At 70.6% G+C, this 13,086-nt stretch carries 10 protein-coding genes; 1 reads left to right on the top strand and 9 read right to left on the bottom strand.

What is annotated here, in order from left to right; all coding sequences use genetic code 11:
- Nucleotides 1-48 precede the first annotated feature (48 nt).
- The 7 genes from ABZT03_RS30450 to tkt are packed head-to-tail and all read right to left on the bottom strand — an operon-like array spanning nucleotide 49 to nucleotide 8,968.
- Entirely contained in the window at nucleotides 49-636 is a 588-nt protein-coding gene (locus ABZT03_RS30450; protein ID WP_356045273.1) for a histidine phosphatase family protein, read from the bottom strand.
- Nucleotides 637-642: 6 nt separating this feature from the next.
- The gene (gnd, locus tag ABZT03_RS30445; protein ID WP_356045289.1) at nucleotides 643-1,524 is read right to left on the bottom strand and encodes a phosphogluconate dehydrogenase (NAD(+)-dependent, decarboxylating); all 882 of its coding nucleotides are present in this window, start codon (nucleotides 1,522-1,524) and stop codon (nucleotides 643-645) included.
- Between the two features lie 10 nt (nucleotides 1,525-1,534).
- Nucleotides 1,535-3,187, bottom strand: a complete 1,653-nt coding sequence (gene pgi, locus ABZT03_RS30440; protein ID WP_356045270.1) for a glucose-6-phosphate isomerase — start codon at nucleotides 3,185-3,187, stop codon at nucleotides 1,535-1,537.
- Complete coding sequence (opcA, locus tag ABZT03_RS30435) at nucleotides 3,180-4,133, bottom strand: glucose-6-phosphate dehydrogenase assembly protein OpcA (protein ID WP_356045267.1); 954 nt, start codon at nucleotides 4,131-4,133, stop codon at nucleotides 3,180-3,182. The genes pgi and opcA overlap by 8 nt, the downstream gene beginning before the upstream one ends.
- Nucleotides 4,130-5,689 (bottom strand): glucose-6-phosphate dehydrogenase, encoded by a 1,560-nt coding sequence (gene zwf / locus ABZT03_RS30430; protein WP_356045288.1) that lies wholly within the window; start codon nucleotides 5,687-5,689, stop codon nucleotides 4,130-4,132. Before zwf ends, opcA begins: the two co-directional genes overlap by 4 nt.
- A 38-nt stretch (nucleotides 5,690-5,727) precedes the next feature.
- Entirely contained in the window at nucleotides 5,728-6,873 is a 1,146-nt protein-coding gene (tal, locus tag ABZT03_RS30425; protein WP_356045265.1) for a transaldolase, read from the bottom strand.
- A 19-nt stretch (nucleotides 6,874-6,892) separates the two neighbouring features.
- Nucleotides 6,893-8,968, bottom strand: coding sequence for a transketolase (gene tkt, locus ABZT03_RS30420; RefSeq protein ID WP_356045262.1), 2,076 nt, complete (start codon nucleotides 8,966-8,968; stop codon nucleotides 6,893-6,895).
- 146 nt (nucleotides 8,969-9,114) lie between these two features.
- Between tkt and ABZT03_RS30415 the strand changes: the two genes are divergently transcribed.
- Nucleotides 9,115-10,020: an AraC family transcriptional regulator gene (locus ABZT03_RS30415; protein WP_356045260.1), complete on the top strand. Its 906-nt coding sequence runs from the start codon at nucleotides 9,115-9,117 to the stop codon at nucleotides 10,018-10,020.
- Nucleotides 10,021-10,137: 117 nt separating this feature from the next.
- Here ABZT03_RS30415 and ABZT03_RS30410 read toward each other — a convergent pair whose 3' ends face one another.
- Both ABZT03_RS30410 and ABZT03_RS30405 read right to left on the bottom strand, forming a co-directional pair.
- On the bottom strand, nucleotides 10,138-11,553 hold the full coding sequence (locus ABZT03_RS30410) for a glycoside hydrolase family 16 protein (protein ID WP_356045259.1): 1,416 nt from the start codon (nucleotides 11,551-11,553) through the stop codon (nucleotides 10,138-10,140).
- A gap of 246 nt (nucleotides 11,554-11,799) precedes the next feature.
- Nucleotides 11,800-13,053 (bottom strand): Ig-like domain-containing protein, encoded by a 1,254-nt coding sequence (locus ABZT03_RS30405; protein WP_356045257.1) that lies wholly within the window; start codon nucleotides 13,051-13,053, stop codon nucleotides 11,800-11,802.
- Between the last annotated feature and the right edge of the window lie 33 nt (nucleotides 13,054-13,086).

Raw genomic sequence — 13,086 nt, 5'->3', positions numbered from 1 at the left:
CCCGGGTTCGCGCCCTTCGCGCGAACCCGGGCCGTTCCGTGCGCCGCTCTACGGCCTGGTGTTCCACTCCGCGATCACCGGGCGGCCGTGCTCGGTCGACAGCCGTCCCAGGGTGCCGGTCGCCAGTTGGAACAGGCGTCCGTCGGCCGCCGCCAGGCCCAGCCGCCGCGCGGTCAGGACGCGCAGGAAGTGGGCGTGGGCCACGAGGACCACGTCACCGTCGGGCAGCGCCTCGGCGACCCGGTCGAGCACCCGGTCGGCGCGCGCGCCGACCTGCTCGGGCGACTCGCCGGGGTATCCCTCGGGGCCGGGCGGTACCCCGTCGGTCCACAGGTACCAGTCGGGGCGGGTGCGGTGGATGTCGACGGTGGTGATGCCCTCGTAGCCACCGTAGTCCCATTCGTGCAGGTCGGGATCTGCCACGGCGCCGGTCAGGCCGGCCAGTTCGGCGGTGCGTATCGCGCGGTCCAGCGGGCTGGTCAGCGCGAGCGCACAGGTCCGCGACGAGAGGAGCGGAGCGAGGGACTTGGCCTGTTCCTCGCCGTGCTGGGTGAGGGGCAGGTCGGTCCAGCTGGTGTGCCGGCCCGACACGCTCCACTCCGTCTCGCCGTGGCGGACCAGGAGAAGGTCCCCCACGGCGGACTACTCCTTCACGGACTCGACGGCGTGGCCGCCGAACTGGTTGCGCAGCGCGGCCACCATCTTCATCTGCGGGGAGTCCTCCTGGCGGGAGGCGAACCGGGCGAAGAGGGAGGCCGTGATCGCCGGCAGCGGCACGGAGTTGTCGATGGCCGCCTCGACGGTCCAGCGGCCCTCGCCCGAGTCCTCGGCGTAGCCGCGCAGCTTCGTCAGGTGCTCGTCCTGGTCCAGGGCGTTGACGGCCAGGTCGAGCAGCCAGGAGCGGATGACCGTGCCGTCCTGCCAGGAGCGGAACACCTCGCGCACGTCGGTCACGGAGTCCACCGACTCCAGCAGTTCCCAGCCCTCGGCGTACGCCTGCATCATGGCGTACTCGATGCCGTTGTGGACCATCTTCGAGAAGTGCCCGGCGCCGACCTTGCCGGCGTGGACGTAGCCGTAGGGGCCTTCGGGCTTGAGCGCCTCGAAGATCGGCTGGAGCCGGTCGACGTGCTCCTTGTCGCCGCCGACCATCAGCGCGTAGCCGTTCTGCAGACCCCACACGCCGCCGGAGACGCCCGCGTCGACGAAGCCGATGCCCTTGGCGCCCAGCTCCTCGGCGTGCTTCTCGTCGTCGCTCCAGCGGGAGTTGCCGCCGTCGACGACGGTGTCGCCGGTCTCCAGCAGTCCGCCGAGCTCGTCGACGACGGACTGGGTGGCGGCGCCGGCCGGCACCATCACCCACACCGTGCGGGGCGCCTGGAGCTTGTCGACCAGTTCGGCCAGGCTGCTCACGTCGGAGACTTCGGGGTTGCGGTCGTAGCCGATGACGGTGTGGCCGGCGTGGCGGATGCGCTCGCGCATGTTGCCGCCCATCTTGCCGAGACCGATGAGGCCGAGCTGCATCGTTGTCATGTCAGTTCACTTCCCGAGTGTTGCGGAGAGTCCGGTACGCGGCCACGAGGGCGGTGGTGGAGGGGTCGAGTCCGGGGACGTCGGCACCCTCGGTCAGCGCGGGCTCCACGCGCTTGGCGAGGACCTTGCCGAGTTCGACGCCCCACTGGTCGAAGGAGTCGATGTTCCAGACGGCGCCCTGCACGAACACCTTGTGCTCGTACAGCGCGACGAGCTGACCCAGCACCGAGGGGGTCAGTTCGGCGGCCAGGACGGTCGTGGAGGGCTTGTTGCCCTTGAAGGTGCGGTGCGGCACCTGCTCCTCGGGCACGCCTTCCGCCCGTACCTCCTCGGCGGTCTTGCCGAAGGCCAGCGCCTGTCCCTGGGCGAACAGGTTCGCCATCAACAGGTCGTGCTGCGCCTTGAGTTCGTCGCTCAGCTCGGCGACCGGCCGGGCGAAGCCGATGAAGTCGGCCGGGATCAGCTTGGTGCCCTGGTGCAGGAGCTGGTAGTAGGCGTGCTGGCCGTTGGTGCCGGGCGTGCCCCACACCACCGGGCCGGTCTGCCACTCCACCGGCGTTCCGTCACGGTCCACCGACTTGCCGTTGGACTCCATGTCCAGCTGCTGGAGGTAGGCGGTGAACCGGGACAGGTAGTGGCTGTAGGGGAGCACGGCGTGCGACTGGGCGTCGAAGAAGTTGCCGTACCAGACCCCCAACAGGCCCAGAATCACCGGGGCGTTGGCCTCGGCGGGTGCGGTGCGGAAGTGGTCGTCGACGATGCGGAAGCCGTCCAGCAGCTCACGGAAGCGGTCCGGGCCGATCGCGATCATCAGGGACAGGCCGATGGCCGAGTCGTAGGAGTAGCGGCCGCCGACCCAGTCCCAGAACTCGAACATGTTGTCCGGGTCGATACCGAACTCGGTGACCTTCTCCTCGTTCGTCGACAGGGCGACGAAGTGCCGTGCGACGGCCTTCTCGTCGCCGAGGGTGTCGAGCAGCCAGGAGCGGGCCGAGGTGGCGTTGGTGATCGTCTCGATCGTCGTGAACGTCTTGGACGCGACGATGAACAGCGTCTCCGCCGGGTCCAGGTCACGGACGGCCTCGTGCAGGTCGGCCCCGTCGACGTTGGAGACGAACCGGAACGTCAGCTCACGGGCGGCGAACGCGCGCAGCGCCTCGTAGGCCATGGCCGGGCCGAGGTCGGAGCCGCCGATGCCGATGTTGACGACGTTCCTGATGCGCCGGCCGGTGTGGCCGGTCCACTCGCCCGAGCGGACCCGGGCGGAGAAGTCGCTCATCTTGTCCAGCACCGCGTGGACCTGGGGGACGACGTTCTCGCCGTCCACCTCGATCACCGCGTCCGCGGGGGCCCGCAGCGCGGTGTGCAGGACGGCCCGCCGCTCGGTGACGTTGATCTTCTCGCCGCGGAACATGGCGTCCCGCAGCCCGAAGACGTCGGTGGCGGTGGCCAGTTCCTGGAGCAGGGCGAGGGTCTCGTCGGTGATCAGCTGCTTGGAGTAGTCGAGGCGCAGGTCTCCGACGCGCACCACGTACCGCTCGGCGCGCCCGGGGTCGGCCTCGAACAGGTCCCGCAGAGTGGCGTGCCACTCGGCGCGGTGGTCCTCCAGGGCGGCCCACTCCGGCCGCCGCGTCAGCTTGGGGGTGTCAGACATGTGCAGGTGTCTCCTTGGTGCCCTTGGTGCCTTTGGTGTCCTCACCGCGCAGGGCGATGGCGTACATCTCGTCCGCGTCGAGGCGCCTGAGCTCCTCGGCGATGAGTTCGGAGGTGGAGCGGACCTTCAGCGCGAGGGTGCGCGAGGGCTGGCCCGGCAGGGACAGCGTGGCCAGCGGGCCCTCGGGGCGGTCGATGACGACGTCGCCGCCCGCCGTGCCCAGCCGCACCGCCGTGACCACCGGTCCCGCGGTGACCACCCGGTCGACGGTGACCCCGAGGCGGGCCTCCAGCCAGCGCGCGAGCAGCTCGGCGCTGGGGTTGTCGGCCTCGCTCTCGACGGCCGCCGAGGTGATCTCCGCGCGGGCCTGGTCGAGGGCGGCCGCCAGCATCGAGCGCCAGGGGGTGAGCCGGGTCCAGGCGAGGTCGGTGTCGCCGGGCGCGTAGGAGGCCACCCGGGCCTCCAGCGCCGCCAGCGGCCGGTCGACGGCGTACATGTCGGTGATCCGGCGCTGTGCGAGGGCGCCGAGGGGGTCCTTGACGGGCACCCCCGGCGCGTCCACGGGCCACCACACGACGACCGGCGCGTCCGGCAGCAGCAGCGGCAGCACGACGGAGTCGGCGTGCTCGGACACCTCGCCGTAGGTCCGCAGCACCACCGTCTCCCCGGTGCCGGCGTCGGCGCCCACCCTGACCTCGGCGTCCAGCCGCGAGGCGGTGCGGTCGCGCGGGGTGCGGGCGTGCCGCTTGATGACGACCAGGGTGCGCGAGGGGTGCTCGTGCGAGGCCTCCTCGGCGGCCCTGATCGAGTCGTAGGCGTTCTCCTCGTCCGTGACGATGACCATCGTCAGGACCATGCCCACCGCGGGTGTCCCGATGGCGCGGCGCCCCTGCACCAACGCCTTGTTGATCTTGCTTGCCGTGGTGTCGGTCAGGTCGATCTTCATGGCCTGCGCCAGCTCCGTCCGTCTCGTGCGAGCATCTCGTCGGCTTCCTCGGGTCCCCAGGTCCCCGAGCGGTACTGCGCGGGCGTGCCGCGCCGCGCCCAGTACTCCTCGATCGGGTCGAGGATCTTCCAGGACTCTTCCACTTCCTGGTGGCGGGGGAACAGGTTGGCGTCGCCGAGCAGCACGTCCAGGATGAGGCGTTCGTACGCCTCCGGGCTGGACTCGGTGAAGGACTCGCCGTAGGCGAAGTCCATGGACACGTCCCGGATCTCCATGGAGGTGCCCGGCACCTTGGAGCCGAACCGGACCGTCATGCCCTCGTCGGGCTGGACGCGGATGACGATCGCGTTCTGGCCGAGTTCCTCGGTGGCGGTGGAGTCGAAGGGGGAGTGCGGGGCCCGCTTGAAGACGACCGCGATCTCGGTGACCCGGCGGCCCAGGCGCTTGCCCGTGCGCAGGTAGAAGGGGATGCCCGCCCAGCGACGGTTGTCCACCTCCAGCTTGATCGCCGCGTACGTGTCGGTCTTCGACCGGGGGTTGATGCCCTCCTCCTGGAGGTATCCGGCCACCTTCTCGCCGCCCTGCCAGCCCTCGGCGTACTGCCCGAGCACGGTGTGCTCGCCCAGCTCCTCCGGCAGCCGCACGGACTTGAGGACCTTGAGCTTCTCGGTGAGCAGCGCGTCGGCGTCGAAGGCGATGGGCTCCTCCATCGCGGTGAGCGCCATCAGCTGGAGCAGGTGGTTCTGGATGACGTCACGGGCGGCGCCGATGCCGTCGTAGTACCCGGCGCGGCCGCCGATGCCGATGTCCTCGGCCATCGTGATCTGGATGTGGTCGACGTACGACCGGTTCCACACCGGCTCGTACATCTGGTTGGCGAACCGCAGCGCCAGCAGGTTCTGGACGGTCTCCTTGCCCAGGTAGTGGTCGATGCGGAAGACCTGGTCCGGTTCGAACACGTCGTGCACCAGCGCGTTGAGCTCGCGGGCGCTGCGCAGGTCGCGGCCGAAGGGCTTCTCGATCACCGCGCGCCGCCAGGAACCCTCCGGGGCGTCCGCCAGACCGTGCTTCTTGAGCTGGCGCACGACCTTGGGGAAGAACTTCGGCGGTACGGAGAGGTAGAAGGCGTAGTTGCCGGCGGTGCCGCGGGAGCTGTCGAGCTCGTCCACGGCCGCCCGCAGCTGCTTGAACGCGGTGTCGTCGTCGAAGTCGCCCGGGATGAACCGCATGCCCTCGGCGAGCTGCTGCCAGACCTCCTCACGGAACTCGGTACGGGCGTGCTCGCGCACCGCGTCGTGCACGACCTGGGCGAAGTCCTGGTCCTCCCAGTCCCGGCGGGCGAAGCCGACCAGGGAGAAGCCCGGCGGCAGCAGACCTCGGTTGGCCAGGTCGTACACGGCCGGCATCAGCTTCTTGCGGGACAGGTCGCCGGTGACGCCGAAGATCACCAGGCCGGAGGGGCCGGCGATGCGGGGCAGCCGGCGGTCGCGCGCGTCGCGCAGCGGGTTGGCCCATTCGGCGGGCGCGGTGGCGGACAGGGCGCTCACGGCCTCCATCGCCTCCTCGGCAGTCGTCGTCCCGGACAGTTCCTCACTCATTCCCCGTCGACCCCCTTGCTGTTCAGCGATTTGGTGACGGCGTCCAGCAGCTCCTGCCAGGCCGTCTCGAACTTGGCGACACCCTCGTCCTCGAGCTGCCGCACGACCTCGTCGTAGGAGACGCCGAGCCGCTCCAGGGCGGCCAGGTCGGCGCGAGCGGCGGCGTAGTGGCCGGTGACGGTGTCCCCGGTGATCCGGCCGTGGTCGGCGGTGGCGTCGAGCGTGGCCTCCGGCATGGTGTTGACCGTGCCGGGGGCGACGAGTTCGTCGACGTACAGCGTGTCCTTGTACGCCGGGTCCTTCACGCCGGTCGACGCCCACAGCGGGCGCTGGCGGGTGGCGCCGCCCGCGGCGAGCACGCTCCAGCGGTCCCGGGCGAAGACGCTCTCGTACGCCTCGTAGGCGAGCCGCGCGTTCGCGAGGGCGGCGCGCCCCGTGAGCGCGAGGGCCTCCTCGGTGCCGAGGACCGTCAGCCGCTTGTCGATCTCGCTGTCGACGCGGGAGACGAAGAAGGAGGCGACCGAGTGGATCGCGGACAGGTCGAGGCCGGCCGACCGCGCCTTCTCCAGACCCGTGAGGTAGGCGTCCATGACCTCGCGGTAGCGGGCCAGGGAGAAGATCAGCGTGACGTTGACGCTGATGCCGAGGCCGATGACCTCGGTGATCGCCGGGAGGCCGGCCTTCGTCGCCGGGATCTTGATCATGACGTTGGGGCGGTCCACCAGCCAGGCCAGCTGCCTGGCCTCGGCGATCGTGGCCCGCGTGTCGTGGGCGAGCCGGGGGTCGACCTCGATGGAGACCCGGCCGTCACGGCCGGCGGACGCCTCGTACACCGGACGCAGGACGTCGGCGGCGGCGCGGACGTCGGCGGTGGTCATCATGCGGACGGCCTCGTCGACGCCCACCCCGCGCACGGCGAGATCGGTGAGCTGCTCCTGGTAGCCGTGCCCCGAGCCGATCGCGGCCTGGAAGATGGACGGGTTGGTGGTCACGCCGACCACGCAACGGTGTGCGACGAGGTCGGCCAGGTTGCCGGACGTGATCCGTTCGCGTGACAGGTCGTCCAGCCAGACGGAGACGCCCTCCTCGGACAGTCGCTGGAGCGCACCCGCGGTCGCGGTTGCTTCGGTCACTGTGATCATCTTCTTTCTGGCGGTCGGATCAGCCACGCGCGGCGGCCAGCGACTGCCTGGCCGCCTCGGCGACGTTCTCGGCGGTGAAGCCGAACTCGGCGAACAGGGTCTTCGCATCGGCGGAGGCGCCGAAGTGTTCGAGGGAGACGACGCGTCCCGCGTCACCCGTGAACCGGTACCACGTCAGCCCGATCCCGGCCTCGACCGCAACGCGGGCCTTCACGGACGGCGGCAGGACGCTGTCGCGGTACTCGCGCGGCTGCTCCTCGAACCACTCCACGGACGGCATCGACACCACCCGGGTCCCGACGCCCTCGGCCTCCAGCCGTTCCCGTGCGGCGACGGCGAGTTGGACCTCGGAACCGGTCGCGATCAGGACCACCTCGGGCGTCCCGGTCGAGGACTCCACCCGCACGTAGCCGCCCTTCGCCGTGCCCTCGTCGGACGCGTACGTCGGTACGCCCTGACGGGTGAGCACCAGGCCGTGCGGAGCGGGGTTCGTGGCGTGCCGCCGCAGGATCTCGCGCCAGGCGATCGCGGTCTCGTTGGCGTCCGCCGGGCGGACGACGTTGAGGCCCGGGATCGCGCGCAGCGAGGCGAGGTGCTCGACCGGCTGGTGGGTGGGGCCGTCCTCGCCGAGGCCGATGGAGTCGTGCGTCCACACGTACGTCACCGGCAGCTGCATCAGCGCGGACAGGCGCACGGCGTTGCGCATGTAGTCGGAGAACACCAGGAAGGTGCCGCCGTAGATCCGGGTGTTGCCGTGCAGGGTGATGCCGTTCATCTCCGCGGCCATGGAGTGCTCGCGGATGCCGAAGTGGATGGTGCGCCCGTACGGGTCGGCACCGGGCAGCGGGTTGCCGCCGGGCAGGAACGAGCTGTTCTTGTCGATCGTGGTGTTGTTGGAGCCGGCCAGGTCGGCCGAGCCGCCCCACAGCTCCGGGATGACCGCGCCCAGGGCCTGGAGGACCTTGCCGGACGCGGCGCGGGTGGCGACAGAGGCGCCCGTCTCGAAGACCGGCAGCGAGTCCTCCCAGCCCTCGGGGAGCTGACCGGCGACGACCCGGTCGAAGAGCGCCGCGCGCTCCGGGTCGCCCGCCCGCCACTTGTCGATCCGCTTGTCCCAGGTGGCGTGTTCCCGCGCACCCCGGTCGAGGGCCTCGCGGGTGCGGTCGAGGACCTCGGGCTCGACCTGGAAGGTCTGCTCCGGGTCGAAGCCGAGGGTGCGCTTGGTGGCGGCGATCTCGTCCTCGCCGAGGGCGGAGCCGTGCGCGGCCTCGGTGTTCCGCGCGTTCGGGGCGGGCCAGGCGATGATCGTGCGCATCGCGATGATCGAGGGTCGGCCGGTCTCGGCCTGCGCGGCCCTGAGCGCCGAGTGCAGCGCGTGGACGTCGATGTCGCCGTCGGCGGCGGGCTCGATCCGCTGGACGTGCCAGCCGTACGCCTCGTACCGTTTCAGCACGTCCTCGGAGAACGCGGTCGCGGTGTCGCCCTCGATGGAGATGTGGTTGTCGTCGTAGAGGAAGACCAGGTTGCCGAGGCGCTGGTGGCCGGCGAGGGAGGACGCCTCCGCGGAGATGCCCTCCTCCAGGTCGCCGTCGGAGACGATCGCCCAGACGGTGTGGTCGAACGGCGACTCGCCCTCGGGTGCCTCCGGGTCGAACAGGCCGCGCTCGTAGCGGGCGGCCATCGCCATGCCCACCGCGTTGGCGACACCCTGCCCGAGCGGGCCGGTGGTCGTCTCCACCCCGGCCGTGTGCCCGTACTCCGGGTGGCCGGGCGTCTTCGAACCGTGGGTGCGGAACGCCTTCAGGTCGTCGAGTTCCAGCTCGTACCCGGCGAGGAACAGCTGCGTGTAGAGGGTCAGCGAGGTGTGGCCCGGCGACAGGACGAAGCGGTCACGACCCGTCCACTCGGGGTCCGCGGGATCGTGACGCATTACCTTCTGAAAGATCGTGTACGCCGCCGGGGCCAGGCTCATCGCGGTGCCGGGGTGTCCGTTCCCGACCCGCTGCACGGCATCGGCCGCCAGAAGACGGGCGGTGTCGACGGCACGCCGGTCGAGTTCGGTCCATTCGAAGGTGTCCGGTGTCTGCGTGCTCATCTTCAAGAAGTCCTCGATCGGAGCGGGAAATCTGACCTGACGCGTTCAAACTTAAAAGTCTGACTTTTACGGGGGAAGGTCGCCGTGTGTCAGCCTGTGGTGAAAGTGGGACACCGACGGCGTGAACAGGGCGGCACGAGAAGGACATGGCGGACAGAACCATCCAAGGCGGAGTCGGTGACGGCGGCGTTGACACGATCAGAACGTTCCCCTTTCCGGCCGAATTGAGCGTGGGCGGTGTCGGCATGCAGGTCGGCCCGATGGGAACCGGCCGCACCTGGCACGCCGACGCGCCGCTGCACCGCGTCCACCGCATCGACTTCCACGTCGTGATGCTGTTCGACGCCGGCCCCGTGCACCACATGATCGACTTCGCCGGGTACGAGGCGACAGCGGGCGATCTGCTGTGGATCCGCCCCGGACAGGTCCACCGCTTCTCGCGCGGCAGCGAGTACCTCGGAACCGTCCTGACCATGCAGCCCGGCTTCCTGCCCCGCGCCACGGTCGAGGCCACCGGCCTGTACCGCTACGACCTGCCGCCCCTGCTGCACCCCTCCGGGCCCGAACTCGCCGGCCTGCGCTCCGCGCTCGCCCAACTCCGGCACGAGTACGAGGACACGACGACCCTGCCGACCGGTCTGCACACCGCGGTGCTGCGGCACTCCCTGACGGCGTTCCTGCTGCGCCTGGCCCATCTCGCGGCCAGCTCCGCGGAGGCGGCCCGCGGGCAGGCCGACACCACCTTCACGCTCTTCCGCGACGCCGTGGAGCGGGACTTCGCCACCAACCACAGCGTCAGCGCCTACGCCGACGGCCTCGGCTACTCCCGCCGCACCCTCGTACGGGCGGTGCGCGCCGCCACCGGGCAGACCCCCAAGGGCTTCATCGACCACCGCGTGATCCTGGAGGCCAAACGCCTCCTCGCCCACACCGACCTGCCGACGGGCCGGGTCGGCGCGGCGGTCGGCTTCCCCGACGCGGCGAACTTCTCCAAGTTCTTCCATCTGCACACGGACATGACTCCGGCCGCGTTCCGGGCGGAGCTGAGCTGAACCGCCCCCCGGCCGGGGCCGGGGACACGCGGATGCCCCGCGAGGTCCTCGCCTCGCGGGGCATCCGTCCTTCGGTGGGCCGGGTGAACGGGGCTCGCGCACCCGGCCGTTGGCCGGTCAGTGGCCGAAGTCGAACCAGTTGACGTTCACGAAGTCCGCCGGCTGGCCGCTGGTGAAGGTGAGATAGACGTCATGGGTGCCCGTGACCGAGGTGATGTTCGCCGGGACGGACCGCCAGGACTGCCAGCCACCGGTGTTGGCCACCGAGAAACTGCCGACCGGCGTGCTGGTACGGCTGTCCAGACGGACCTCGACCAGGCCGCTGACCCCGCCGGCGGCGCCGCTCGACACCCGCGCGACGAACTGCTTCGCCGCCGTGGAGCCGAAGTTGACGCCCTTGTAGAGGGCCCAGTCGCCGTTCGCGAGGGCACCGATGTTCTGGCCGCCCCCGGTGTCCGAGGTGGTCTCGGTGATCGTGCCCGACTGGCTGTCGTAGGACTCCGCCTGGATCGCGCCGTAGGCGTCACGGTTGCCGGTGGGCGGGGGAGTGGTGCCGCCCCCGCTGCCCGACTGGAGCACCTGGACGTAGTCCACGACCATCGGGTGGCCCGGCGCCGTGTCGTTGTCCAGGCCGCCGCCGAACGCGTCCGGGAACCCGCCGCCCATCGCCACGTTCAGGATGACGAAGTACCCGTGGTTGGTCGCGTTGGCCCAGGTCGTCGCGTCGACCTGATTGGCCGTCACCGTGTGGTAGTTGGTGCCGTCGACGTAGAAGCGGATCGCCTCCGGGCTCACCGAGCGGTCCCACTCCATGCTGTAGGTGTGGAAGCCGGACTGGCACGTCGAGCCGGGACAGGCCACGGAGTTGCCGATGCCGGTGGTCTCGTTGCAGGGGCCGCCCGGACTGGTGCCGCAGTGCATCGTGGCCCAGACCTTGTTCAGGCCCTGCACGTTCTCCATGATGTCCAGCTCGCCGACGCCCGGCCAGTTCTGGTAGTTGCCGCGGTACGGCGCGCCCAGCGCCCAGAACGCCGGCCAGTAGCCCTCGGCGGCGGTGCCGGTGACGTTCGGCATCTGGATGCGGGCCTCGACGCGCAGTTTGCCGCCGGCCGGGGGCTGGAAGTCGGTGCGGGTGGTCTCGATGCGTCCGGAGGTCCAGTGTCCGGCCGAGTCGCGCAGGGGGGTGATGCGCAGGTTGCCGTTGCCGTCGAGCGAGACGTTGTTGGTGCTGGAAGTCATCGTCTCGACCTCGCCCGTGCCCCAGTTGGACGGACCGCCGGGGTAGGAGATGCCGGTGTCGTACTGCCAGTTGCCGGTGTTCACGCCGGTACCGGCCGTGCCGTTGAAGTCGTCGAGGAAGACCTGGGACCAGCCCGACGGAGGGGTGGGCGCGGAGGCGTTCGCCACCGGTGAGGTGACCGTGGCGGCGGCCGCCGCCAGGCCGAGCGTGCCGAGGACGGCGACGAGTGCCCGCCGCAGCGGACGGCGTCTGTGGTGCGCGCCGGGGAGGGATATGCCGGAGGTGTCGTTCATGGGGGCCTCTCGGGTACGGGTGGGTGCGCGGGAGCCTCGGGAGCGCGAGGTTTTGAGAGCGCTCTCAGAGTGCGCCCAATGTGCTCCCGGCCACTGCGGCCGTCAAGAGGTGTAACCCGGGATTTCCTTCTGGGGCAGGTGAGTTCACCCGATGAAGGCAGGAATGTGCGGGCGGCGCCCGCGGTCACCGCCCGCCCCCGGAGCCGGACGTCCTTCCGGGGGCCGCCGTGGCCTGCCGGTCCCGGGTCAGAGCGCGCTGCCCGCCTTCCACCGGGCCCAGGAGAGGTTCCAGCCGTTGAGGCCGTTGGCCGGGTCGACCGTCCTCTCGCCCGAGTTCCTCACGATCACCACGTCGCCGAGCAGGGAGCTCTCGTAGAACTCGTAGCCCGCCACCGAACTGTCGTCCGCGCCCTTGGCGTCGTGCAGGCCCACGCAGCCGTGACTGGTGTTCTGGCTGCCGAACACCGAGGTGGACGCCCAGTAGTTGCCGTGGACGAAGGTGCCGGAAGTGGTAAGGCGCTGGGCGTGCGGGACGTCAGCGATGTCGTACTCGTCGCCCAGGCCGACCGTGGAGGACTCCATGCGGGTCTGCTTGAACCGTTCGCTGATCACCATGATCCCGGACCAGGTGGTGTGGTCCGCGTCGCCGCCGCTGACCGGATAACTCGCGAGCGTCGCGCCGTCCCGTCGTACCGTCATGCGCTTGGTGGACAGGTCGACCGTGCTGATCTGCTCGCGGCCGATGTGGAACGTGACGTCCTTGTGCTGAACACCGTATACACCATTCGATCCTTCGACGTCCTTCAACCGCAGGCTGAGCGTGACCGTGGTGCCGGCCGCCCAGTACGTCTCGGGCCGGAAGTCGAGCCGTGTGTCGCTGAACCAGTGCCCGACCACCTCGACGGCGGGCTCCGCGGTCACGCTGATCGCCTTCTCCACCGCGGCCCGGTCCGCGACGGCGTGCGTGAAGTTCAGGGACACCGGCATACCGACCCCGGACGTCGAGTTCGCCTCGGGTGTGAAGTAGCCGACGAACGTCGCGCCCGGCGACCTCGTGGTGAAGGTCGTGGTCTCGGCCGCCGCCCCCGTGGCCGCGGCGGTCACCGTGTACTTCGTCCCCGAGTACGGGTTCGCCGTCGACGTCCAGGTGGTCCTGGCGTGGTCGAAGGACCCCGCGAGTCTCGAGCCGTCGTTGCCGGTGACCGTCACCGAGGCGAGCGTCCCGTCGGTCACGGTGACCTCGACGGGGTCGGCGAAGGCCGCCTTCCTCGTGCCGTCCGCGGGGGTGACGGAGATCGCCGGCTTCCTCGCGGCGGCCTTCACGGAGGCGGGGGCCGTGCCGTCCGCGGAGGCCGCCGCGCCGGTCTTCTCCGTGGCGTCCGCCGAACCGCCGCACCCGGTGACCACGGCGGCCGGCACCGTGCCCAGCACGGCGAGGACCCCCCGCCTGGACCACTTCCGCGACTGCCCGGACCGGTTCGATGTGTGCGAGACGCCCACGCCATGCCTTCCTGAGATGTCCACCTTTGCCGG

Origin of the sequence: Streptomyces sp. NPDC005574 (assembly GCF_040605435.1) — a bacterium.
Taxonomy (GTDB): domain Bacteria; phylum Actinomycetota; class Actinomycetes; order Streptomycetales; family Streptomycetaceae; genus Streptomyces.
This window is presented reverse-complemented; position numbering and strand designations above follow the sequence as displayed.

Coding starts and splice junctions, on each gene's coding strand:
- gnd (WP_356045289.1), bottom strand. CDS start 1,524: ATGCAGCTCGGCCTCATCGGTCTCGGCAAGATGGGCGGCAACATGCGC.
- pgi (WP_356045270.1), bottom strand. CDS start 3,187: ATGTCTGACACCCCCAAGCTGACGCGGCGGCCGGAGTGGGCCGCCCTG.
- opcA (WP_356045267.1), bottom strand. CDS start 4,133: ATGAAGATCGACCTGACCGACACCACGGCAAGCAAGATCAACAAGGCG.
- zwf (WP_356045288.1), bottom strand. CDS start 5,689: ATGGAGGCCGTGAGCGCCCTGTCCGCCACCGCGCCCGCCGAATGGGCC.
- tal (WP_356045265.1), bottom strand. CDS start 6,873: ATGATCACAGTGACCGAAGCAACCGCGACCGCGGGTGCGCTCCAGCGA.
- tkt (WP_356045262.1), bottom strand. CDS start 8,968: ATGAGCACGCAGACACCGGACACCTTCGAATGGACCGAACTCGACCGG.
- ABZT03_RS30415 (WP_356045260.1), top strand. CDS start 9,115: ATGGCGGACAGAACCATCCAAGGCGGAGTCGGTGACGGCGGCGTTGAC.
- ABZT03_RS30410 (WP_356045259.1), bottom strand. CDS start 11,553: ATGAACGACACCTCCGGCATATCCCTCCCCGGCGCGCACCACAGACGC.